Origin of the sequence: Kitasatospora sp. NPDC089797 (genome assembly GCF_040684795.1) — a bacterium.
Classification (GTDB): Bacteria; Actinomycetota; Actinomycetes; order Streptomycetales; family Streptomycetaceae; genus Kitasatospora.
In genome coordinates this window covers 225,190-247,362 of record NZ_JBFBGS010000004.1, presented here as the reverse complement: position 1 = coordinate 247,362, position 22,173 = coordinate 225,190, and the positions used below count along the sequence as shown (strand labels likewise).

20 protein-coding genes and 1 tRNA gene are annotated in these 22,173 nt (G+C 71.3%); 12 read left to right on the top strand and 9 right to left on the bottom strand.

Annotated features, from left to right (window positions below; genetic code table 11):
- The first annotated feature begins 30 nt into the window (after nt 1–30).
- Nucleotides 31–104, top strand: a tRNA-Asp gene (locus AB0O91_RS05640).
- A 337-nt stretch (nt 105–441) separates the two neighbouring features.
- Here AB0O91_RS05640 and bldC read toward each other — a convergent pair.
- Together bldC and AB0O91_RS05630 are read right to left on the bottom strand one after the other, a co-directional pair.
- Complete coding sequence (gene bldC / locus AB0O91_RS05635; protein WP_014137253.1) at nt 442–648, bottom strand: developmental transcriptional regulator BldC; 207 nt, start codon at nt 646–648, stop codon at nt 442–444.
- Between the two features lie 486 nt (nt 649–1,134).
- Nucleotides 1,135–2,091 carry a hypothetical protein gene (locus AB0O91_RS05630; protein WP_363428181.1) on the bottom strand — a complete coding sequence of 319 codons (957 nt, stop codon included), beginning with the start codon at nt 2,089–2,091 and terminating at the stop codon, nt 1,135–1,137.
- Nucleotides 2,092–2,289: 198 nt separating this feature from the next.
- On the opposite strand from AB0O91_RS05630, the gene AB0O91_RS05625 reads away from it, so the two are divergent.
- Both AB0O91_RS05625 and AB0O91_RS05620 read left to right on the top strand, forming a co-directional pair.
- Nucleotides 2,290–3,447 carry a Glu/Leu/Phe/Val dehydrogenase dimerization domain-containing protein gene (locus tag AB0O91_RS05625; RefSeq protein WP_363428179.1) on the top strand — a complete coding sequence of 386 codons (1,158 nt, stop codon included), beginning with the start codon at nt 2,290–2,292 and terminating at the stop codon, nt 3,445–3,447.
- 383 nt (nt 3,448–3,830) lie between these two features.
- Nucleotides 3,831–4,091 carry a DUF3073 domain-containing protein gene (locus AB0O91_RS05620; RefSeq protein ID WP_363428177.1) on the top strand — a complete coding sequence of 87 codons (261 nt, stop codon included), beginning with the start codon at nt 3,831–3,833 and terminating at the stop codon, nt 4,089–4,091.
- A gap of 159 nt (nt 4,092–4,250) precedes the next feature.
- Here AB0O91_RS05620 and purM read toward each other — a convergent pair whose 3' ends face one another.
- From purM to AB0O91_RS05605, 3 genes are all read right to left on the bottom strand, one after another.
- Nucleotides 4,251–5,384, bottom strand: a complete 1,134-nt coding sequence (gene purM, locus AB0O91_RS05615) for a phosphoribosylformylglycinamidine cyclo-ligase (RefSeq protein ID WP_363428175.1) — start codon at nt 5,382–5,384, stop codon at nt 4,251–4,253.
- 100 nt (nt 5,385–5,484) lie between these two features.
- On the bottom strand, nt 5,485–7,065 hold the full coding sequence (purF, locus tag AB0O91_RS05610) for an amidophosphoribosyltransferase (RefSeq protein ID WP_363428173.1): 1,581 nt from the start codon (nt 7,063–7,065) through the stop codon (nt 5,485–5,487).
- Between the two features lie 258 nt (nt 7,066–7,323).
- Nucleotides 7,324–8,178, bottom strand: a complete 855-nt coding sequence (locus AB0O91_RS05605; protein WP_363428172.1) for a diacylglycerol kinase — start codon at nt 8,176–8,178, stop codon at nt 7,324–7,326.
- A 126-nt stretch (nt 8,179–8,304) separates the two neighbouring features.
- On the opposite strand from AB0O91_RS05605, the gene AB0O91_RS05600 reads away from it, so the two are divergent.
- Nucleotides 8,305–9,588, top strand: a complete 1,284-nt coding sequence (locus tag AB0O91_RS05600) for an adenylosuccinate synthase (RefSeq protein WP_363428170.1) — start codon at nt 8,305–8,307, stop codon at nt 9,586–9,588.
- Nucleotides 9,589–9,714: 126 nt separating this feature from the next.
- Complete coding sequence (locus AB0O91_RS05595; RefSeq protein ID WP_363428168.1) at nt 9,715–10,317, top strand: GNAT family protein; 603 nt, start codon at nt 9,715–9,717, stop codon at nt 10,315–10,317.
- A 55-nt stretch (nt 10,318–10,372) separates the two neighbouring features.
- Here AB0O91_RS05595 and AB0O91_RS05590 read toward each other — a convergent pair whose 3' ends face one another.
- On the bottom strand, nt 10,373–10,504 hold the full coding sequence (locus tag AB0O91_RS05590) for a hypothetical protein (protein ID WP_363428166.1): 132 nt from the start codon (nt 10,502–10,504) through the stop codon (nt 10,373–10,375).
- A 349-nt stretch (nt 10,505–10,853) separates the two neighbouring features.
- On the opposite strand from AB0O91_RS05590, the gene AB0O91_RS05585 reads away from it, so the two are divergent.
- The 3 genes from AB0O91_RS05585 to metG all read left to right on the top strand — a co-directional run bounded on the left by AB0O91_RS05585 (nt 10,854) and on the right by metG (nt 13,737).
- Complete coding sequence (locus AB0O91_RS05585) at nt 10,854–11,702, top strand: helix-turn-helix transcriptional regulator (RefSeq protein ID WP_363428164.1); 849 nt, start codon at nt 10,854–10,856, stop codon at nt 11,700–11,702.
- Nucleotides 11,699–11,899, top strand: coding sequence for a DUF397 domain-containing protein (locus AB0O91_RS05580; RefSeq protein ID WP_363428162.1), 201 nt, complete (start codon nt 11,699–11,701; stop codon nt 11,897–11,899). Before AB0O91_RS05585 ends, AB0O91_RS05580 begins: the two co-directional genes overlap by 4 nt.
- Before the next feature lie 116 nt (nt 11,900–12,015).
- Nucleotides 12,016–13,737, top strand: a complete 1,722-nt coding sequence (gene metG, locus AB0O91_RS05575) for a methionine--tRNA ligase (protein ID WP_363428160.1) — start codon at nt 12,016–12,018, stop codon at nt 13,735–13,737.
- A gap of 139 nt (nt 13,738–13,876) precedes the next feature.
- Here the strand turns inward: metG and sbnB are convergent, their stop codons facing one another.
- The gene (sbnB, locus tag AB0O91_RS05570) at nt 13,877–14,884 is read right to left on the bottom strand and encodes a 2,3-diaminopropionate biosynthesis protein SbnB (protein ID WP_363428158.1); all 1,008 of its coding nucleotides are present in this window, start codon (nt 14,882–14,884) and stop codon (nt 13,877–13,879) included.
- Between the two features lie 44 nt (nt 14,885–14,928).
- The gene (locus AB0O91_RS05565; protein ID WP_363428156.1) at nt 14,929–17,160 is read right to left on the bottom strand and encodes an MMPL family transporter; all 2,232 of its coding nucleotides are present in this window, start codon (nt 17,158–17,160) and stop codon (nt 14,929–14,931) included.
- 545 nt (nt 17,161–17,705) lie between these two features.
- On the opposite strand from AB0O91_RS05565, the gene AB0O91_RS05560 reads away from it, so the two are divergent.
- A complete protein-coding gene (locus AB0O91_RS05560) occupies nt 17,706–18,821 on the top strand; it encodes an ATP-binding cassette domain-containing protein (protein WP_363428208.1) in 1,116 nt (371 codons plus the stop codon).
- Nucleotides 18,818–19,636 (top strand): ABC transporter permease, encoded by an 819-nt coding sequence (locus AB0O91_RS05555; RefSeq protein ID WP_363428154.1) that lies wholly within the window; start codon nt 18,818–18,820, stop codon nt 19,634–19,636. The genes AB0O91_RS05560 and AB0O91_RS05555 overlap by 4 nt, the downstream gene beginning before the upstream one ends.
- 77 nt (nt 19,637–19,713) lie before the next feature.
- Here the strand turns inward: AB0O91_RS05555 and AB0O91_RS05550 are convergent, their stop codons facing one another.
- Complete coding sequence (locus tag AB0O91_RS05550) at nt 19,714–20,730, bottom strand: LuxR family transcriptional regulator (RefSeq protein WP_363428152.1); 1,017 nt, start codon at nt 20,728–20,730, stop codon at nt 19,714–19,716.
- Nucleotides 20,731–20,884: 154 nt separating this feature from the next.
- Here AB0O91_RS05550 and AB0O91_RS05545 point away from each other — a divergent pair, with 154 nt between their 5' ends.
- Both AB0O91_RS05545 and AB0O91_RS05540 read left to right on the top strand, forming a co-directional pair.
- Nucleotides 20,885–21,187 (top strand): hypothetical protein, encoded by a 303-nt coding sequence (locus AB0O91_RS05545; protein ID WP_363428150.1) that lies wholly within the window; start codon nt 20,885–20,887, stop codon nt 21,185–21,187.
- A 253-nt stretch (nt 21,188–21,440) separates the two neighbouring features.
- Nucleotides 21,441–21,869: a hypothetical protein gene (locus AB0O91_RS05540; protein ID WP_363428148.1), complete on the top strand. Its 429-nt coding sequence runs from the start codon at nt 21,441–21,443 to the stop codon at nt 21,867–21,869.
- Nucleotides 21,870–22,173: the final 304 nt, after the last annotated feature.

Genomic DNA, 22,173 nt, shown 5'->3' with positions numbered 1-22,173 from the left:
GCAAGCGAGTGAACGAGATCAGAAAACTCTGGTCCCGTGGAGCAGTTGGTTAGCTCGCCACCCTGTCAAGGTGGAGGTCGCGGGTTCAAGTCCCGTCGGGATCGCCGTAGCGCGAGAGGCCCGGAACCGTCAGGTTCCGGGCCTCTCGTCTTTTTGACCCTCCGCCATCTATCCGGACCCGGCCCGGACCACAAGCGCCGGCCGGTGTGACGGTCGTCACCCACACCATCCGGAACTCCCCCTCGCAGTGCCCCCTTCCGGGCGGCACTAATTTAATATGTAAAATTGTACTGCTATTCACTGTAAATCCCCCCCACCCCACGGGCACCAAATCGTTATCCGGAGTTAAGCGTTCCGTCGATCGACGGGCATGACAAAGGGGCTGCCGACCGGACCCGGCGGAGTCCGGTTAGCAGCCCCTCTGAAAGAGCCTTTGGCCTATCAGGCCTCAGTGCGCTGAGCGGGAATCCCGGCCAGCAGAGCGCGCACCTCCGCCTCACGGTAACGACGGTGACCACCGAGCGTGCGGATCGACGTCAGCTTGCCCGCCTTGGCCCAGCGGGTGACCGTCTTCGGGTCAACGCGGAACATGGTGGCAACTTCCGCCGGCGTCAGCAGCGGCTCAGCATCAGGGGTACGAGCGGTCATGAGCGGCCTCCTCGGGAGAACCGAACCAGGGCGGTTCTATCCTTCAAATTCTGCACCTTGGCCCGCGATGCCCGAAATGGCATAGACGGGCCGAGTCGGTTATAGGACGAACGGCTTGTCCTGGTGTCTACAACTACACCATCCGTCCAGCCCTATCGACCAAACCGCCAAAATTGACCCCTCACGGGTTCAAGGCCGACGGATGGCGATGGACCACCCCATAACGGACAGTCACACGGTAGTGACGTCTGGTCACGGGGGGACCAGACCCTCCGTTTCCCCGCAAAGCACGCATCGACTCCAGAACCACCCAAAAGTGGGCACGCTCGCGTGGAGTTGGGCTGGTTGTCCCATTTTTGCACATAGGGGTAAGTTCGCGTCAACGGTGAGTAGTGTCACGTTCGACAGCTATTGACCCGAACCGGGACCTTGGTCAGCGCGACTGTGGACCAAAGCCTCTGACAGTCATACACGGACGGTCGGACGTCAGTTCGCCTGCCGGAGCGCCAGCACCCGGCGCCACCGCCCCGTCAGCTCCCCGTACGCCCGCAGCGCCTCGTCGGCGTCCCCGGCCCGCAGCGCGCGCAGCCCGTCCTCCAGCTCCCCCGCCGAACGGTCCGCCAACAACCGCTCCGCCCCCAGCAGATGCACCAGCCCCCCGTAGTCCAGCTCCACCAGCGAGCGCGGGTGGAACTCCTCCAGCCACCGCCCGACCTGCTCCGCCCCGCGCACCAGCTCCCCGTCCGGCACCGCCTCGCGCAGCGCCCGGTAGGCCCGGGCCACCCGCCGCCGTGCCTGGGCCATCGGCACCAGGTAGAACAGCGCGGCCGGCCTGGCCCGCTCCCCCTCCCCCGTCTCCCCCGGTCCTCCCGGTCCTCCCGTTCCCCCCGCTCCCCCTTCTTCTCTGTCCGCTCCCCCCGGAACGAAACAGCGGTCCTCGTCCCCGAACGGCAGGAACCAGCGCACCGGGACCTCCCACCGGCTGGTGAGGATCCACGGCCGGGCGTCCGGGTGCCCGGCCCGCCAGCGCTCCCGGTCCGCCTCGGCGGCCGCCCGGGTCACCGGCGGCACCGCGGTGTCCAGCAGCGCCACCGGGGCCCCCGCCCGCAGCTCCTCCAGCGCCTGCCAGCTGCGCAGTCTGGTCGCCCACGGGCACACGTACAGTACGCCGTCCACCATCCGCAGGTACGCCCGCCCGCTCTCCTGCTCCGGCAGCGCCCGGGGCGTCCGGGCGGCCAGCTCGGCCAGCGCCGCCCGCTGCTCCTCCAGCACCGCCGCCGCCACCGACTGCTCCGCCGCCGAGGCGTCCGGCCCGTGCTCCGCCGCGTAGGCCTGCCAGTGCGCCCGCTCGGGCTCCGGGTAGGCCGCCAGCGGCTCGTAGACCCGCAGGTGGGCGGCGTAGGGCGGGAGGACGGACGTACGCACGACGGTCACGTCCTGCATGGTCGCACGCGCCGCGCGGCCCGGGGAGGGCGCGGCCCCGAACGGTTCGCGCCCGCACCCCCGACCCCCTGTCGTCTCACCCTTCGGACAACCGGCACAAGCTCGGACAGAAGGGCCGATGGGCCGTTCCCCCGCGACTACGCTTCGCCCTAGGCGCCCGCACCACAGCAGCGGGCCTTCGATACTGGAGTCACCACAGTGACCGACGTACAGACCCCCGCCACGCACCCCGCACCCGGCGTGCTCAGCAGGATCTTCCGCACCGAGCAGGACGGCGTCCCCGGCGACGGCCACGAGCAGGTCGTCCTCTGCCACGACCGCAGCTCCGGGCTCAAGGCGATCATCGCCATCCACTCCACCGCGCTCGGCCCCGCCCTCGGCGGCACCCGCTTCTTCCCGTACGCCTCCGAGGAGGCGGCGCTGGAGGACGCGCTGAACCTGTCCCGCGGGATGTCCTACAAGAACGCGCTGGCCGGGCTGGACCTCGGCGGCGGCAAGGCCGTCATCATCGGCGACCCGAACAAGGACAAGAACGAGGCGATGCTCCGGGCCTACGGCCGCTTCGTCGAGTCCCTGCGCGGCCGCTACATCACCGCGTGCGACGTGGGCACCTACGTCCAGGACATGGACGTCATCGCGCGCGAGACCGGGTTCGTGACCGGCCGCTCGCCCGAGCACGGCGGTGCCGGCGACTCCTCCATCCTGACCGCGTTCGGCGTCTTCCAGGGCATGCGCGCCAGCGCCCAGGCCCGCTGGGGCCAGCCCACCCTGCGCGGCAAGCGGGTCGGCGTCGCGGGCGTCGGCAAGGTCGGCCACTACCTGGTCGGCCACCTGGTCGCGGACGGCGCCACCGTCGTCGTCACCGACCCCTTCGAGGCCGCGGTGAACCGCGTCCGCGCCGCCCACCCGGAGGTGGAGGTGGTCGCCGACACCACCGCCCTGCTCCAGGCCAAGCTGGACGTCTACGCCCCCTGCGCGCTCGGCGGCGCGCTGACCGACGACGTGGTCGCCGCGCTGGGCGAGTTCGGCACCTCGATCGTCTGCGGCGCGGCCAACAACCAGCTGTCCCACCCGGGCGTCGAGAAGGACCTCGCCGACCGCGGCATCCTCTACGCCCCCGACTACCTGGTGAACTCCGGCGGCGTGATCCAGGTCGCCGACGAGATCGACGGCTTCAACTTCGAGCGGGCCAAGAACAAGGCCACCCGGATCTTCGACACCACCCTGGAGATCTTCACCCGGGCCGCCTCCGACGGCATCCCGCCGGCGGTCGCCGCCGACCGCCTGGCCGAGAAGCGGATGCGCGAGATCAGCGCGCTGCGCACGGTGCTGCTGCCCGCCGCCCGCCGCGGCTGACCGGACCCGCTCCGGCGACCGGATGCGCGGGGGGCTCCACCCGGGAGCCCCCCGCGCATCACGATGTGGAACCGGATTCTCACTTCTCCGCCCGAACGGGTGATCCGAGGTCCCCCTTGGGGGGATAATCGGTCCTGGAACGACGGACCCCACACACCTCCGGACCGCGTGCAAAACGCCGCAAAACCTCCCCTGACCTGGGAAGACCTGGTCTCGGGTGCGGTCGGTGCGCGCCACGTCACAACCACGACGTACCGTCCAGCGGCGGAAACAGGTACCGTTAATGCTCCAAGGGACGGTCCTCCCATTCGGGCAGGCCGGTCCTGATCATGAACACGTGTCAGACTCGGGGCCGTGAGCCCCATCGTTGAGGGGGTCGACCCATGGGGCGCGGCCGGGCCAAGGCCAAGCAGACGAAGGTCGCCCGCGAGCTGAAGTACAACAGCGGCGGGTTCGACGCTAACCGTCTGTCCAACGAGCTGGGCGTATCGCCGTCCACTGCTTCGATCGACCCCGAGCCGATCGAGGAGGACGAAGAGGACGACGACCCGTACGCGGAGTACGCCGCCCGCTACGCCGACCTCGACGACGAGGACGAGACCGAGCCGGGCACCGGGCCGTCGCAGGCCTCCCGCCGCTCGTAACCCGCAGCTTCGCCGGACCGGTCCGGGCGCCCCACGGCGCCGGACCGGTCTTCGGCGTTCCCGCGCACGCCCCGCGCCGACCACGGGCCCCGGACGCGCGGAAGGGCCCCTCCGGGAACCGGAGGGGCCCTTCCGCGTAGGTGTGCGTCGGACGGGCCGTCAGCCCGCCGTGAAGCCCTCGTAGGCGTTGTAGAGGGCCGCGCCGGCCTCGTGCCCGTCGGTGCGGTCCACGATGTCGCCGAGCAGCCACGCCTCGACGCCGCGGTCCTCGAGGATCGACAGCACCACGTCCACCGAGTGCGGCGGGACGACCGCGACCATGCCGACGCCCATGTTGAGCGTCTTCTCCAGCTCCAGGGTGGCCACCTTGCCGACCTCGGCGACGGTCCGGAAGACCGGCAGCGGGGTCCAGGTGCCGCGGTCCAGGCGGGCGTGCAGGCCGGCCGGGATCACCCGGGCCAGGTTGGCCGCCAGGCCGCCGCCGGTGACGTGCGAGAAGGCGTGCACCTCGGTCGCGCGGGTGAGCGCCAGGCAGTCCAGCGAGTAGATCCGGGTCGGCTCCAGCAGTTCCTCGCCGAGGGTGCGGCCGAACTCCTCGACCTTGCGGTCCAGCTGCCAGCCGGCCTGGTTCAGCAGCACGTGGCGGACCAGCGAGTAGCCGTTGGAGTGCAGGCCGGAGGCGGCCATCGCGATCACCACGTCGCCGGCCCGGACCCGGTCGGCGCCCAGCAGCGCGTCGGCCTCGACCACACCGGTGCCGGCGCCCGCGACGTCGTACTCGTCCGGGCCGAGCAGGCCCGGGTGCTCGGCGGTCTCGCCGCCGACCAGGGCGCAGCCGGCCAGCGCGCAGCCCTCGGCGATGCCCTTGACGATGGCGGCGACCCGCTCCGGCACGACCTTGCCGACGCAGATGTAGTCGGTCATGAAGAGCGGCTCGGCGCCGCACACCACGAGGTCGTCCACGACCATGCCGACCAGGTCGTGGCCGATGGTGTCGTGCTTGTCCATGGCGGCCGCGATGGCCACCTTGGTCCCCACCCCGTCGGTGGCCGAGGCCAGCAGCGGCCGCTCGTAGTCCTTGAGGGCGGACACGTCGAAGAGGCCGGCGAAGCCGCCGAGACCGCCGACCACCTCGGGGCGGTTGGCCTTCTTCACCCACTGCTTCATGAGCTCGACGGCGCGGTCGCCCGCCTCGATGTCGACACCGGCGGCGGCGTAGGTGGCGCCCTCGGAGGGGCGACGCGAAGCGTCTCCGCCGAGGGGGGTGGTGGGCGACGGGTGGGAGCTGGTCACTGCGTGCGGCCCTTTCGGGTCAGGTGGGGGAGGTTCGGTACGGCAGAGGGGGTGGAACGGCGGTGGGGCCCCGGATTCTCGGGACCCCACCGTGGGCTCGTTACGGGCGGCGCAGCGCGTCGGCCGCGCCCGCCCCGCCGAGCAGCGACTGGACCCCGTCCAGGTCGCTGCCGGTCGGCTTGCCGCGGACGGCCGGCTTCTGCTGGCCGCCCTTGATCTCGGCCTCCAGCAGGAGCTTCCCGAGCAGTGCCGGATCCGGCAGCTCCATCGGGTACTCGCCGTCGAAACAGGCCCGGCAGAGGCGGTCCTTGGGCTGGGTGGTGGCCTCGATCATGCCGTCGATCGAGATGTAGGAGAGCGAGTCGGCACCGAGGGTGCGGCCGATCTCCTCCACGGACATCCCGTTGGCGATCAGCTCCGCGCGGGTGGCGAAGTCGATGCCGAAGAAGCACGGCCACTTCACCGGCGGCGAGGAGATCCGGATGTGCACCTCGGCGGCGCCCGCCTCGCGCAGCATCCGCACCAGCGCGCGCTGGGTGTTGCCGCGCACGATCGAGTCGTCCACGACCACCAGGCGCTTGCCGGCGATGACCTCGCGCAGCGGGTTCAGCTTGAGCCGGATGCCGAGTTGGCGGATCGTCTGGCTGGGCTGGATGAAGGTGCGGCCCACGTAGGCGTTCTTCACCAGGCCGGAGCCGTACGGGATCCCGCTGGCCTCGGCGTACCCGATCGCGGCGGGGGTGCCGGACTCGGGCGTCGCTATCACCAGGTCGGCCTCGACCGGCGCCTCCTTGGCCAGCCGGCGGCCCATCTCCACCCGGGAGAGGTGCACGTTGCGGCCGGCGATGGAGGTGTCGGGGCGGGCCAGGTAGACGTACTCGAACACGCAGCCCTTGGGCTTCGCCTCGGCGAAGCGGGAACTGCGCATGCCGTTCTCGTCGATGGCGATGAGCTCGCCGGGCTCGACCTCGCGGATGAAGGAGGCGCCGCAGATGTCGAGCGCCGCCGTCTCGGAGGCGACCACCCAGCCGCGCTCCAGCCGGCCGAGCACCAGCGGGCGGATGCCCTGCGGGTCGCGGGCGGCGTAGAGGGTGTGCTCGTCCATGAAGACGAGCGAGAAGGCGCCCTTGACCTCGGGCAGCACGACCTTGGCCGTCTCCTCGATGGAGAGGTCCGGGTGGCCGGCCAGCAGGGCGGTCACCAGGTCGGTGTCGTTGGTCGCGGCGGTCCGGCCGGAGCGCGAGACGTGCTCCTCGCCGGGGAGTTCGGCGACCATGGCCGCCAGTTCGGCGGTGTTCACCAGGTTTCCGTTGTGCCCGAGGGCCAGCGAACCGTGCACGGTCGCGCGGAAGGTCGGCTGGGCGTTCTCCCAGACCGAGGAACCGGTGGTCGAGTAGCGGGCGTGTCCGACGGCGATATGCCCGTGCAACGACCCCAGTGAGGCCTCGTCGAAGACCTGGGAGACGAGTCCCATGTCCTTGAAGACGAGAATCTGGGAGCCGTTGCTCACTGCGATGCCCGCGGATTCCTGACCGCGGTGCTGCAGGGCGTAAAGGCCGAAGAACGTGAGCTTGGCGACCTCCTCGCCGGGAGCCCAGACACCGAAGACGCCACACGCGTCCTGGGGGCCTTTCTCACCGGGAAGAAGATCGTGGTTGAGTCTTCCGTCACCACGTGGCACGCCTTCGAGTCTAGGGCAGTTGACCAGGGCTTCCGGAACCCGGGACGTCCGGTTCGAGCGGCGGGCGTGGAGTAACGCGCGTAGACAAAACCCCTTACGGGCCCGGGAATTCGGGTGGGGGAATTCCCGGCGACGGCGGTTGGCCTTGTGGTTCGCGCCTGTTGGGGCTTTCCGTGTGCGGAGCGGTGTCCGACCGGCGGAGCGGAACGTGAGCCTGCTCACCCGGGCCCCGGCCGGCGGCCCGGAGCCGCCCGGCGGTCACGCGGCGGGCAGCAGCAGGCCCCAGGCGCCCGGGTGCACCGTCCAGGTGCGGGCCCGGACCGGGCCGACCGGGTGGCCGTCCGCCTCGTAGCCGAAGCCGCGCCCGACCACCGAGACGCTCACCGCCCGGGCCCGCACCAGCGCGCCGGGCGCCCGGACCACCACCTCCAGCACGCCGGTGCCGTCCGGATCGGCCTCCCCGGAGCCCGGCAGGGTCAGCTGCACCAGCCGGACCGGGCGGTGCACGTCGGCGAGCAGCCGGCCGTCCGCCTCGACCCGGACCCGGGGGCTGTGGTCGACCGCCTCGGACGCGAGCACGTTCGCCTGCTCGGCCGCAGCCAGTTTCGCCCATAGCGAACGCCAGCCACTCGAACGGCTCCCCGACCGGCGGGTGCCGACCCCGGTGATCCGCACCCCGCCCAGCGCCACCCCGCCGCCGTCGTCCACCAGCAGGTCGAAGGTGCGCGGCGCGCCCGACAGCACGGCCCGCGCCGCCCGCACCGGCTCCTCCGGCACGCCCAGCGCGCGGGCCGTCGCCAGCTCCTCGGCGTGGCCGACCGGAACCATCCCCACCGGTTCGGCGCCCAGCTCACGCAGCCGGTGGAGCGCCTGGAGCACCCGTTGCAGGGCGAGGTCCGAACCGATCACCACCGGTCGCCGCCGACCCCGGTGCGAAAGCACCCGATCGAGTTCGGACGGGCTCTCCGGAAGGACCACCTTGACGTCCGCTCCCCCGCAGAGCACGTCCTTCGCGATCCGCACCGACTCCCCGTCGGTCTGCCGGGCCACCGGGTCGAGCAGCAGCAGAAGGGGCTCGGGACCGCCGGTAGCAGGCGTGGACAGGGACGACACGACCGGTCCTTCCTCAGGTAATCTCTCGGTGCAAGAGCCCCTTGCGCCATTGCGCCAGGGGCTTCGTCTATCTCGGGGCAGACTGCGGCCTACGCAGGATGCCCCAACCGGAAGGGGTGTACGCCTGTGCCGGCACTCGTGCTCGTTGGCGCTCAGTGGGGGGACGAGGGCAAGGGGAAGGCCACCGACCTCCTCGGCGGCTCCGTCGACTACGTCGTCCGCTACCAGGGCGGCAACAACGCCGGTCACACGGTGGTCATCGGCGACCAGAAGTACGCCCTGCACCTGCTCCCCTCCGGCATCCTCAGCCCGAACGTGACGCCGGTCATCGGCAACGGCGTGGTCATCGACCCGGGCGTGCTGCTCTCCGAGCTCAACGGCCTGAACGAGCGCGGCATCGACACCTCCAAGCTGCTGGTCTCGGGCAACGCCCACCTGATCACCCCGTACCACCGCACCATCGACAAGGTGACCGAGCGCTTCCTCGGCAAGCGCCGGATCGGCACCACCGGCCGCGGCATCGGCCCGACCTACGCGGACAAGATCAACCGCGTCGGCATCCGGGTCCAGGACCTCTTCGACGAGTCGATCCTGCGCCAGAAGATCGAGGCGGCGCTGCACGACAAGAACCAGATCCTGGTCAAGCTCTACAACCGCCGCGCCGTCCCGGCCGAGCTCGTGGTCGAGGAGTACCTGGGCTACGCGGAGAAGATCAGGCCGTTCCTCGCCGACACCACCCTGGTGCTGGACGAGGCGCTCAAGGCGGACAAGGTCGTCCTGCTGGAGGGCGGCCAGGGCACCCTGCTCGACGTCGACCACGGCACGTACCCCTTCGTGACCTCGTCGAACCCGACCGCGGGCGGCGCCTGCACCGGCGCCGGCATCGGCCCGACCAAGATCGACCGGGTCATCGGCATCCTCAAGGCCTACACCACCCGCGTCGGCTCCGGCCCGTTCCCGACCGAGCTGCTGGACGAGGACGGCGAGGCGCTGCGCCGGATCGGTGGCGAGCGCGGTGTCACCACCGGCCGCGACCGCCGCTGCGGCTGGTTCGACGCCGTCATCGCGCGCTACGCGACCCGGGTCAACGGCCTCACCGACTTCTTCCTCACCAAGCTGGACGTGCTGACCGGCTGGGAGCAGATCCCGGTCTGCGTCGCGTACGAGATCGACGGCCGCCGCGTCGAGGAGCTCCCCTACAACCAGTCCGACTTCCACCACGCCAAGCCGATCTACGAGACGCTGCCGGGCTGGACCGAGGACATCAGCAAGGCGAAGACCTTCGCCGAGCTGCCGAAGAACGCCCAGGCCTACGTGAAGGCGCTGGAGGAGATGTCGGGCGCGCCGATCTCCGCCATCGGCGTCGGTCCGGGCCGCGACGAGACGATCCAGATCAACTCGTTCATCTGATCCGAGCCGCACCGGAGGGCCCCGCGGGACGCACCGTCCCGCGGGGCCCTCCGCTTTGCCTCGGCCTCTTTGCACTAGTTCATAATTCCATTGCGTCTAGTGCAGAGTGGCGCTACGTTCGGGGGCATGACCGCGAAGCAGCCCGTCCCCGTCACCCTCACCGGCCGCCACATCCGCCTGGAGCCGCTGGAGCGCCGCCACCTCGCCGACCTCTGGGCCTCGGTCGGCGCCGACCCCGAGGTCTGGCGCTGGACGATGTCCCTCCCGCCCGCCTCCGCGGAGGAGCTCGGCCGGATCCTGGACGCCCGGATCGCGGAGGCCGCAACGGGCGGGTCCGTCCACTTCGCCGCCGTCGAGCTCGCCGGCGGCACCGCCGTCGGCCTCACCGGCTACCACGACATCAGCACCGAGGACGAGTTCCTGGAGATCGGCGCCACCCTCTACGCCCGCTCGGTCTGGCGCACGGCGGTCAACACCGAGGCGAAACTGCTGCTCCTGGTGCACGCCTTCGAGGACCTCGGCATGGGCCGGGTCTACTGGAAGACCGACGCGCTCAACGAGCGCTCCCGCAACGCCATCCTCCGGCTCGGCGCCCGGTACGAGGGCACCCTGCGCCGGCACCGGCTGCGCCCCACCGGCACCTGGCGGGACAGCGCCTACTTCTCGATGCTCGCCGACGAGTGGCCGGCCGCCAAGTCCCGGCTGGTGGAGCGCCTTTCGCGGGGCTGAGCGGGGCCGGGCGGGGCTGCCCCCGGCCGGGCCGCGGGCCGGGCGCGCCGCGCGGCTATTCGCGGTCGAGGGTGGCGGAATGCCGGGGGGTGAACTCGCGCTTTCCCGGCCGTGGTTCCCGGGGTTGGACGTTGACCAGCCAGACCAGCCAGCCGACGAAAAGCACGGCGAGGAGGAGGGCGGACAAACCGGCGACCAGAAGGGCATTCACCGGGCAGCGGAATTGCGGTGGGGAAGGTGGGGGCGATGGGGGAGGCGGAGAGACGGGGGAAGGGGCATGGCTGTCTCCGGTCGGTGATGTCGAGCGCCCTGACCATGCATCTGGTGTGTACTGACGGCTGATTGGCGACTGTTTAGGGAACAACAAGTCAGTGAGTGACACGGATGACCCTAGAGTCAGGGTGCCAGAGTTGCTACCGAGGGACTGGACGTTCACTCCATCGTGGGGTATCCCCCAATTCGCTAGCTAGTGCCCCGCGTGCACGGCACACTTCACCGGAAGCATCGACCGTAGCCGCGACCCGGAGAAGAGAGTCATGCCACCCCGCTTGTCGCCGACCGTGCGCCAGCAGCGCCTGGGGATCGAGCTGCGCAAGATGCGCGAGCGCGTGGGCGTGACGCCCAAGAGCCTGGCCGCCACGATCGGCACCGACCTGCCCAAGATCTCCCAGATGGAGAACGGGAAGTCGGGCATCAGCGCCGAGCGGCTGCGGATCTGGGCGGGCACCTGCGGCTGCCCGGAGGGCCCGTACCTCGACGCGCTGCTCGCCATGACCCAGGACCGCCGCAAGTACTGGTGGGACGGCTACCGGGGCCGGATGCCCAGCGGGATCGTCGACATCGCCGAGATGGAGCACCACGCGGAGTCGCTGTCCATCCTGAACAGCACCTTCATCCCCGGGCTGCTGCAGACCCCGGACTACGCCGCCGCGGTGTTCGAGCGGCTGCCCGCGCAGCACCGGCAGGAGGCGGAGGTCCGGAAGGCGTTCCGGATCCGGCGCCAGCAGATCTTCGTCGACCGCCCGAAGCCGTACAGCGCGGTCCTGCACGAATCCGCGCTGCGGATGCAGTTCGGCGGACCGCAAGTGCTGCGCGGGCAGTTGCAGAGCCTGCTGGAGAACTCCGAGCGGCCCGGGGTGGAGATCCGGGTGATCCCGTTCAGCGTCCCCACCTACACCGGGTCCGGGGAGAGCCTCTACCTGGCCCGCGGGCCCGTCCCGGAGCTGGACACCGTCCAGATCGACCTCTCCCACGGGCCCAAGTTCGTCCACTCCGAAGCCGAACTGGCCTCCTACCGGGGGATCAAGGAGAGGACCGCGGCGATCGCGCTCGGGACGGCCGGGTCCCGGGACTTCATCCGGGCCTTACTGAAAGATTTCACATGAACGTTTGGCGCAAGGCCTCGGCCAGCGGTGAGAGCACCGACTGCGTCGAGGTCAGGGCGAGGGGCGGTCTGGTGGAGATCCGCGAGTCGGACCGGCCCGAGGTGGTCGTCCGGACGACGCCGCGCAAGTGGGCGGCCTTCGTCCGCGGGGTCAAGGACGGGGAGTTCGACCGCTTCACCGACGCCCCCCGGCCGTGAGGCGGAACGGTACGCCACTTCGGCGGCGGTAGGCTTGGCAGCCCACAGTGGACCCCTGCGCCTGGCACAGCACTCCGGGTCGGGTGCGTGTGCGGGAGAAATCGGAGCATCCGAGGATGGCTCGGCACCTGATCACCAGCGCCCTTCCCTACATCAACGGGATCAAGCACCTGGGCAACATGGTCGGGTCGATGCTCCCGGCGGACGTCTACTCCCGCTACCTGCGCCAACGCGGCCACGAGGTGCTGTACATCTGCGCCACCGACGAGCACGGCACGCCCGCCGAGCTGGCCGCCCAGGAGGCCGGGCTGCCGGTCGCCGAGTTCTGCGCCCGGGCGCACGACGCGCAGAAGGCGGTGTACGACGGCTTCGCGCTGTCCTTCGACCACTTCGGCCGCAGCTCCTCGCCGCAGAACCGGGAGATCACCCAGGAGATCGCCCGCGAGCTCCAGCGCAACGGCTTCATCGAGGAGCGCGCGATCCGCCAGGTGTACTCCAACGCCGACGGCCGCTTCCTGCCGGACCGCTACATCGTCGGCACCTGCCCGCACTGCGGCTACGACAAGGCGCGCGGCGACCAGTGCGAGAACTGCACCCGGGTGCTGGACCCGACCGACCTGCTGGAGCCGCGCTCGGCGATCAGCGGCAGCTCCGACCTGGAGGTCCGGGAGACCCGGCACCTGTTCCTGCTCCAGTCGAAGCTGACCGACGAGGTCGAGGCCTGGATCGCCGCGAACGGCGACGACTGGCCGGTGCTGGCCTCCTCGATCGCCCGCAAGTGGCTGACCGAGGGCCTCCAGGACCGCGCGATCACCCGCGACCTGGAGTGGGGCGTGCCGGTGCCGGCCGACGTCTGGCCCGAACTGGCCGCCGAGGGCAAGGTGTTCTACGTCTGGTTCGACGCCCCGATCGAGTACATCGGCGCCACCAAGGAGTGGTCGGACGCCGCCCCGGCCGGGCAGGACCGGGACTGGAAGTCCTGGTGGTACGAGGCCGACGACACCGTCCGCTACACCGAGTTCATGGCCAAGGACAACGTCCCCTTCCACACCGTGATGTTCCCGGCGACGATCCTCGGCTCGCGCCGCCCGTGGAAGAAGGTCGACTACGTCAAGGCCTTCAACTGGCTGACGTACTACGGCGGGAAGTTCTCCACCAGCCAGAAGCGCGGCATCTTCACCGACGTCGCGCTGGAGCTGCTGCCGGCCGACTACTGGCGCTACTTCCTGATCGCGCACGCGCCCGAGTCCGACGACTCCAGCTTCACCTGGGACCTCTTCGCCTCGGTGGTCAACAAGGACCTCGCCGACACCCTCGGCAACTTCGTCAACCGGGTGCTCTCGTTCAGCCGCAAGCGCTTCGGCGACGAGGTGCCGGCCGGGAACGCGCCGGGCGACGCCGAACAGCGGCTCGGCGAGCAGATCGCCGGCCTGCTGGCCGAGTACGAGGCCCAGCTGGAGGCGCTCAACTTCCGCAAGGCCGCCCAGGCGCTGCGCGCGCTGTGGAGCGCCGGCAACTCCTACCTGGACGAGACGGCGCCCTGGCAGCAGGTGAAGACCGACCCGGAGGCGGCGGCACTGACCCTGCGGACGGCGATGAACCTGATCCACCTGTACGCGGTGGTGTCCGAGCCGTTCATCCCGACCGCGGCGGCGGCGATGCGCGGCGCCTTCGCGCTCCCCGCGGACGGACGGACCTGGATCGGTGCGGACGAGGCCCGGACGCTGGACCGCGTCCCGGCCGGCACGCCGTTCACGGTGCCGCCGGTGCTGTTCGCGAAGATCACCGACGAGGACCTGGCCGCCTGGACGGCCCGCTTCGGCGGCACCGACGCCTGACCGGGCACGACACCACCACGAGGGCCCCGACCGCGGTGAACGGTCGGGGCCCTCGTCGGTGGCACCGGGCCCGGTGGGGGGCGGTCCCGGGGTGGCCGGCGTCCTCGGCGGGCCCGGTGGGGCGGACCCGCGGTGAGTCCTACCAGCGGGTGGTCTCGGCGAAGAAGCCGGGGATCTCGGTCGCGCGGCCGGTGGCCACCGCCTCGTCGTGCACCAGCGCACCGACCGCGAGGTCGAGCACACCGAGGCCGAAGGGCGAGAAGACCACCGGGCGGTCGGTGCCGACGGCGACCTCGCCCCCGATCACCTGGGCGAGCGTGCCGGTGACGAACTCCCGGTTGCCGTAGAGCTGTTCCGCCAGGTGCGGAGAGGTGTTCGCCTTCATGCAGTGCTCCACGTCGTCGAGCACGTTGTACGCACCCCCGATGATCTCCGGGGCGAGGTCGCGCAGCGAGATGTTGAGCACCAGCTGCCCGGGGGCGAACGTCTCCGGGTCGAGGATGTACGGCTCGCCCGCCGTGGTGGCCAGCACCACCACGTCGGCGGCCTTGAGCGCGTCGCCCAGGTCCTCCACCACCCGTGCCGGGTAACCGAGTTCGGCGTCGGCGTGGTCGACCAGCGCCTGGGCGTACCGGGCCTCCCGGTCGTGCACCACCAGCTCGTCGATCTCCCACTGCTGGGCCCCGAAGAACTCCAGGATGTTCCGGGCGATGATGCCCGCGCCGATCACCGCGAGCCGGCCCGCCGTCCGGCCGCCGCCGAGCACCTCGGCGGCGAGCACGGCGGAGGCCGCGGTGCGGGCCGCGCTGATCTGCGAGGCCTCCAGGACGGCGAAGGGGTAGCCGGTCTCGTAGTCGTTCAGCAGCAGGGCCGCCGAGGCGCGCGGGAAGCCCCGCTCGATGTTCGCCGGGAAGCTGCTGATCCACTTGAGTCCGGCCAGGCCCACGCCGCCGCCGAGGTAGGCCGGCAGGGCGATGATCCGGGCGTCCGGCTTGGCCGGGAACCGCAGGAAGTAGCTGTCGGGGTTGACGGACTCACCGGCGCCGTGGGTCAGGTAGGTCTCCCGGACCTCCTGGACGATCCGCGGGCGGGCTCCCGCGATGACCTCGCGGGCGGTGGTTCCGTCGATGACTCTGAACTCGAACACGGTGGTGGCTCCAGGGATGGCGGGCGGAGGAGGGGCGGGCCGGGTCAGCCGACGTAGGCGGTGCCGGCCGGCTCGTGCTGCGCGGCGGGCTGGGGCGCCCCGGCGGCGTGCGCGGGGGCGGTGCGGCGGCCGCCACCGAGCCAGCGCGGCAGGTACCAGTTGGCGTCCCCGAGCAGGGCCATCACCGCGGGCAGCAGCACCGCGCGGACCAGCGTGGCGTCCAGCAGGACCGCGACCGCCAGGCCGATGCCCAGCTGCTTGAAGTCCTGCATGCCCAGGGTGCCGAAGACCGCGAACACCGCGACCATGATCAGACCGGCGCTGGTGACCACCCCGGCGGTGTTGCGGATGCCGAGGCCGACCGCCTCCCGGCTGGGCTTGCCCGACAGGTACGCCTCGCGGATCCGGGAGACCACGAACACGTGGTAGTCCATCGAGAGGCCGAACAGGACCACGAAGACGAACAGCGGCATCCAGGACTCGATCGCGCCCGGCGCCTTGGTACCGACGATCGAGGCGCCCCAGCCGTGCTGGAAGACCGCGGTCATCACGCCGTAGGCGGCCGCCACCGAGAGCAGGTTGAGCAGGATCGAGGTGATCGAGATGGTGAGCGAGCGGAAGGAGACCAGCATCAGCAGGAAGGTGACGCCCATGACGAAGGCGAACACCGGGACGATGCTGCGGTCCAGCTGGTCGTTGTAGTCGACCGAGAAGGCGAGGTCACCGGCGACCAGCGCGGTGGTGCCCGGCACCGCCTTCAGGGTCTGCGGGACGATCTGCCCGCGCAGGGCGGACAGCGCCGCCTTGGAGGTGTCGTCGGTGCCGCTGCCGGCCAGCGGGACGCTGATCTCGGCGATGTTCTTGTCCTTCCAGTACCGGACGTCGATCTGGTTGCCGGTCCGCCCGGACGCCACCGCGGCCTGCTTGAAGTCCTCGATGCCCTTGGCGACCTGCGGCGAGTCGATGTCGTCGGCCTTGACCACCACCACGGCGGGCGAGGGCGAGCCGGGGAACTCCTTGTCGATCCGCTGCGACACCGACACCAGCGGGTTGTCCGAGGGCAGCAGCTTGTCCATGCCGAGCTTCTCGGTCTTCATGCCGAGCGCCGGGGCGGCCAGCGCCAGCAGGACGGCGGCGGCCAGCACGGCGAACACCCCGGGCCGGGCCAGCACCCCGCGCAGCAGCGCGTTGGCGGGCTTGGGGTTGGCGGCGGCGGCCTGGCGGCGCTTGCTGATCCACGGGATCCGGCCGGCCGCGACCCGGTCGCCGAGCATCGACATCAGGGCCGGGAGCACGGTCATCGAGCCGACCACCGCGACCGCGACGACCTCGATGGTCGCCATCGCGAAGCCCTCGAAGACGGTCAGCCCGGAGAGGAACATGCCGGCCATCGCGACCATCACGGTGAGGCCGGAGACCAGCACCGAGTGGCCCGAGGTGTGGGCGGCGATCCGCAGCGCGGTCGCCTTGTCCCGGCCGGCCGCCCGCTCCTCGCGCTCACGGCGCAGGTAGAACAGGCAGTAGTCGACGCCGACGGCCAGGCCCATCAGGAACATCACCGAGTTGGTCATCCCGTCCACCGGCACCGCCTGGCTGCTCAGCGCGAGCAGCCCCATCGCGCCGATGCAGGCGGTGACCGCCAGGGCGACCGGCAGCACGGCCGCCACGAAGGCGCCGAAGACCACCAGCAGGATGCCCAACGCGACCGGAAGGGCGGTGAGTTCGGCCCGCGCGAAGTCGTCCCCGAGGCTGTCGTCGATGCCCTTGAGGGCGGTCGCGCCGCCGAACTCGCCGAGGGTCACCTGCGGGTGCGCCTTGGCGGTGTCCTGCACCGCGGTGATCACCGGGTCGATCCGGTCGGCCGCGGTGTCCGGGTCACCGGTGACGGCGAACATGATCAGGGCCGAGTGCTTGTCGGCCGAGAAGGCCTGGGTCGTGTACGGGTCGCGCAGGTTCTCCGCGAGACCGGTCCTGTTCACCGCGTCGGCGGTGGCCTGGACGGCGCTGCGGAACTCCGGGGCGTCCACGGTCAGTCCGTCGCTGTGGACCAGGATCAGCTCGTTGACCGGATCCTTGATCCCGGCGTCCTTCAGGACCTGGGCGGCCCGGCCCGATTCGCCGGTCCCGTAGTCGGCCTGGGTCAGGTTCTTCTGGCCGGCCATGCCTCCGATCACGGTGACCAGGACGACGAGGATGATCCAGCCGAATACGGCGGTCTTCCGGTGCTGGGCACTCCACTCGCCCAGTCGGGCCGCGAAATTGCTTTGACGTGCCATTACCTCTCCTGCGGGTCGGCGGCATGATCAAGCCGCGGTGGCGACAGTCGGGTTGGGTGTGTGTCCTCACCGGCATGAGGGGACCGGGGGAATGACTACGACCGTAGGCCCTCCCGAACGGCCGCGGAGCCTCCGGGAGTTGCAGCATCCTGCGGTGGCAAGCTGCTGCCAGTGGAGGCGGCTCGGTGCCCCTTACCGGGCCCGATCGGCCGGTGCTACGGTCGGTTCCCGTTGAGGGACAACCATGCGAGCGGGCCACCGACGGGTGACACCGGGCCGATGAGCCGGTGACATCCGAAAGGCCGCCGAAACGCGGGCGACCGCACGTCGAGCAGGACGGGCCCGCACCCGGGCCGGGCCCGCCGACCGTTTCCACCGAATTCCGCGAACCCGCGAACCCGCGAACCCACGGATCGGCGAATCCGCGAATCCGCGAATCCGCGCCGGTACGCGCTCCGGCGCCCTCTCCCCGATTCCTCCCGAACGATCCACAGACCTCCGTGACAGACCTGCATGACAGACCTCCGTGAAAGGGGGAACGAATGATGGACACCGCTATCCGGGCGACCGGTCTCGGCAAGAGATACGGCGAGCACCACGCCCTCAAGGGCGTGGACCTGGAGGTGGCGACCGGCACCGTGCTCGGCCTGCTCGGCCCCAACGGCGCCGGCAAGACCACCACCGTCCGACTGCTGGCCACCCTGCTGGAGCCGGACCAGGGCCGGGCCGAGGTGGCCGGCTTCGATGTGGTCCGCCAGCAGCGCCAGGTGCGCCGGCGGATCGGCCTGGCCGGTCAGTACGCCGCCGTCGACGGGCTGCTCACCGGCCGCGAGAACCTCGAACTGCTGGGCCGGCTGCTGCACCTGGGCCGCGCGGGCGCCCGGGACCGGGCGGCCGAGCTGCTCGCCCGGTTCGAGCTGGAGGACGCCGCCGGGAAGCCGGCCCAGACGTACTCCGGCGGCATGCGCCGCCGACTGGACCTGGCCGCCGCGCTGATCGGCCGCCCCGAGGTGCTGTTCCTGGACGAGCCGACCACCGGGCTGGACCCGGCCAGCCGGCTGGTGCTCTGGGAGATGGTCCGCGAGCAGGTCGCCCAGGGGGTGACCGTCCTGCTCACCACCCAGTACCTGGAGGAGGCCGACTTCCTGGCCGACCGGATCCTGGTGGTGGACACCGGCCGGGTGATCGCCGAGGGCACCCCGGACGAGCTCAAGCGCACGGTCGGCGAGGAGTGGCTGGAGGTGGGCGTCGGCACCGGAGCGGCCCTGCCGCAGGCGCTGGCCGTGCTCGCCCCGGTGGCCGCCGCGCCGCCCGAGGTGGACCGCACCGGGCGCCGGATCACCGTCCAACTGGCCGACGGCATCGGCACCGTCGCCGCCGCCGCGGTCGCCCTGGAGACGGCCGGGGTGCCGGTGACGGACTTCGCGCTGCGCCGTCCGTCGCTGGACGACGTGTTCTTCCACCTGACCGGGCGCGGCGACCGGGTGGGCCGGGCCCCGGAGCAGGCGGCCGGTCCGGCCGCCCGGACCGGGCAGGCCGGAACGGGTGAGCAGGTCGAGCAGGGCGGGCGGGCCCGGCGGGGCGAGCAGAGCGACGAAGGCGAACGGCACGAGCGCGAACCGGTGGCGGCCGCCGCCGGACGGACGGGAGACCAGCGGTGAGTGACATCGGCGCCCCGGCCGGCCTCGGCACGGCCCTCGGAGACACCGCCGCGCTGGTCGGCCGCCATCTGCGGCACCTGCGGCGCACCCCGGAGAAGGTCATCGCGATCACCCTCACCCCGGTGACCATGGTGGTCGTGCTCGGCTACCTGTTCGCCTCCGTGGTGACGGTGACCGGCTCCGGCGAGTACCACGACTACGTGATGGCCGGGGTGTTCGCCCAGGTCGGCCTGACCTGCGTCGGCGTGGCCGCGCTGGGCGTGGCCGCCGACCTGCGCACCGGACTGATCGACCGCTTCCGCTCACTGCCGATGGGCCGCTCCACGGTGCTGGTCAGCCACACCGCGGCCGACCTGCTGACCGCCGCGGCGGCCACCTCCGCCGTCGCCCTGGCCGGCCTCGGTGTCGGCTGGCGGATCCACCGGGACGCCGGCTCGGCCGCACTGGGCTTCGTGCTGGTGCTGGCCTTCGCCTACGCGATGCTCTGGCTGGGCGCGCTGGTCGGCATGGTGATGAGCAACGCCGAGGCCATCAACGGCATTTCGGCCCTGTTCCTGGTCGTGCTGTCGTTCCTGTCGAACTCGTTCATGCCGCTGACCGGGCTGCCCGCCTGGCTGCGCGCGGTGGCCGAGTGGAACCCGGTGAGCCTGGTCGCCGGGGCCTGCCGGGAGCTGTGGGGCAACGCCCCGACGGTGGTCGGGGACAGTCTGCCGGACCGGCACCCGGTGCTGCTCGCGGTGATCGTGGTGGCCGCCCTGCTGGCCGTGCTGATCCCGGTCAACCTGCGGATCTACCGCACTGCGGTGACCCGTTGAGGGACCACCGGGCAGGCCGGTTCGGGCGGGACGGCAGGCGTCCCGCCCGAGCCGGCCGTCGGCGTCCGCGCGCGGGGTCAGTCGTCCACCCGCTCCGGCACGCCGCCCCCCTGCAGCAGGCCGCGCTCGCCGGCGATCACCCCGGCCTGGAAGCGGCTCCGGCCGCCCAGCCAGGCCATCAGTTCCGCGGTGATCCGGCGCGAGGTGCGCACCGAGACGCCGAGCTTGCGGGCCACCACCTCGTCGGTGTGGCCCTGGGCGAGCAGGCTGAGCACCGCCATCGCCTGCGAGTTGAGGCCCTCGACCCCCTTGGCCGAGGCCTTCCCGAACGGGGCGGCGTTCTCCCAGACGTACTCGAACAGCGCGCAGAGCGCGGAGACCAGTCCGGGACCGGACAGCACCAGGGCCCCCACGCTGGTGTCGTCCGGATCGGTGGGGACGACCGCCACCTTGCGGTCGAAGATCACCAGGCGCATCGGGAGCGACGGGGCGATCCGCACCCGGGCTCCCCGCTCGGTGAGCCACTCCAGGTGGGAGATGGTGCCGCCGTCGTTGGCGGCGCTCTCCAGGTAGATGCTGCGCATCTGCACGCCGCGGTCGAAGACCTCCTGGTCGGCGACCTGCCCGGCTCTTCGGGCGGCCGGCGACTGCCCGCCGCCGGTCGCGAAGCCCATGATCTCGCTGGTGCAGGAGTGCGAGAGCTCCTCCAGCCGCAGCCGGATCTGGTCGACGCCCTCCAACTGCTCGACCCCCAGGCCCCGTTCACCCTTGCGACTCTCGGCGTACTGGGCGACCAGCTTGGCCGCCTCGAGTCTGCTCTGGGCTATCTGGCGCTGCCGGTCGGCGAGTTCGGCCTCCTGCCGGCCGATCAGCATCGCCAGGCTGACTTCCGGGTTCACCAGGAGGAGGTGTCCGGGCTCCAGTTCGGAGTGCCTGATCAGGGTGAGCCGGGCCAGTCCGTCCAGGGCGTCCCGGACCCGTTGCTCCGGCCACTCGAGATCCTCGGCCACCCCGGGAATTCCGAGTTCCGGCCGGGCCAGCACCGTCCGGTACACGGCCTCGGCGTCGGGATCCAGTCCTAACACTGACAGCATCTCCTGCCCCCCCGATGTTGCGAACCTGATGACGCCACGTCATTGCCGGATCTCGGGGGCATGTTACGACACCCCGCCCACAGCCACCCGCAGTTCGGGGCCACCGGGCTTTCCCCGCACTTACCGCGCGGGCCCACCCACGGGAGGATTTGACATGTATATCACTGTCGGACGTCTGGTCAGGGGCATGGTCGGGCCGGAACAGGTCACGCCCGACAAACTCGTCGAACTGCTCCGGAACGCCGCCGAGCCGGCCGACGGACTGGAGCACGTTTACGTCGAGATCGACCCCCTGGGCGCCGATCTCGTCTTCTTTCTCGGCCCACCGAAATCCGGAAACCTGGATTCCGCCGCGCAGCGGATCACCAGCCGCTGCCTGCGCGATGCACCTGAACTGCGCGGATGGCGGCTGGCGGCCGAATTCAGCGACGACCGGCTGCCGTTGTTGGAGGAGTGACCTCCGGGACGGGCGCTCTGCAGGGTGCTGCCAGGGCAGGACCCTGACAGTGGAGAACTGTGGCACGGAACGTGTGTGCGAGACAGACTTGGTCATGGCGAAGGGGGCGGAAGCCCCCTCCGCAGGATTAGAGAGCCGGTCCCGCGCGGTCATTCACCGCGGGAATTGAACCAGGCACAGCACTCATCCACCGCACCTGTCTCGCCGCCGCCGATTCAACGGCCCGCGGCCCCATTGCCACCGGGGGTTCACCATGAGCAGCATCACCGTTGTCGCCGCCCGCACCGCCGCCGTCCTCGGCCTGCTGGTCGCCGGCGCCGCCCTCACCGCGCCGGTCGCCGGCGCCGCCACCACGACGGCCGCCCCGGCCCGGGTGACCGCCGCCGCCGTGCACGGTGACGACATCATCTGGGACGGCCCCACCGCCAAGGCCCCCGTGAGCACCACCGCGGCCGTCCACGGGGACGACATCATCTGGGACGGCCCCGTCACCAAGGGCCACGTGACCACCACCGCGGCCGTCCACGGGGACGACATCATCTGGGACGGCCCCGTCACCAAGGGCCACGTGACCACCACCGCGGCCGTGCACGGCGACGACATCATCTGGGACGGCCCCACCGCCAAGGCCCCCGTGAGCACCACCGCCGGCACCCACGGCGACGACATCATCTGGGACTGACCCGCCACCATCCGGCGCGAAGGGCCACCGGCCCCTTCCGGCCGATTTCGGGAGCCGGCCCCGCGCGGCCGATTTCCCCCCGCGGGAAATCGAACCCGCCCGCGCATTCCCACGTTTCCGCCTTTTCGCCGCCGCCGATTCAACGGCCCGCGGCTCCATTGCCACCGGGGGTTCACCATGAGCAGCTGCACCGTTGTCGCCGCCCGCACCGCCGCCGTCCGCACCACCGCCGTCCCGGTCCCCGTGGGCACCGGTTGCGCGGTCGGCGACGACATCATCTGGGACTGACGTCCCGTCACTCACT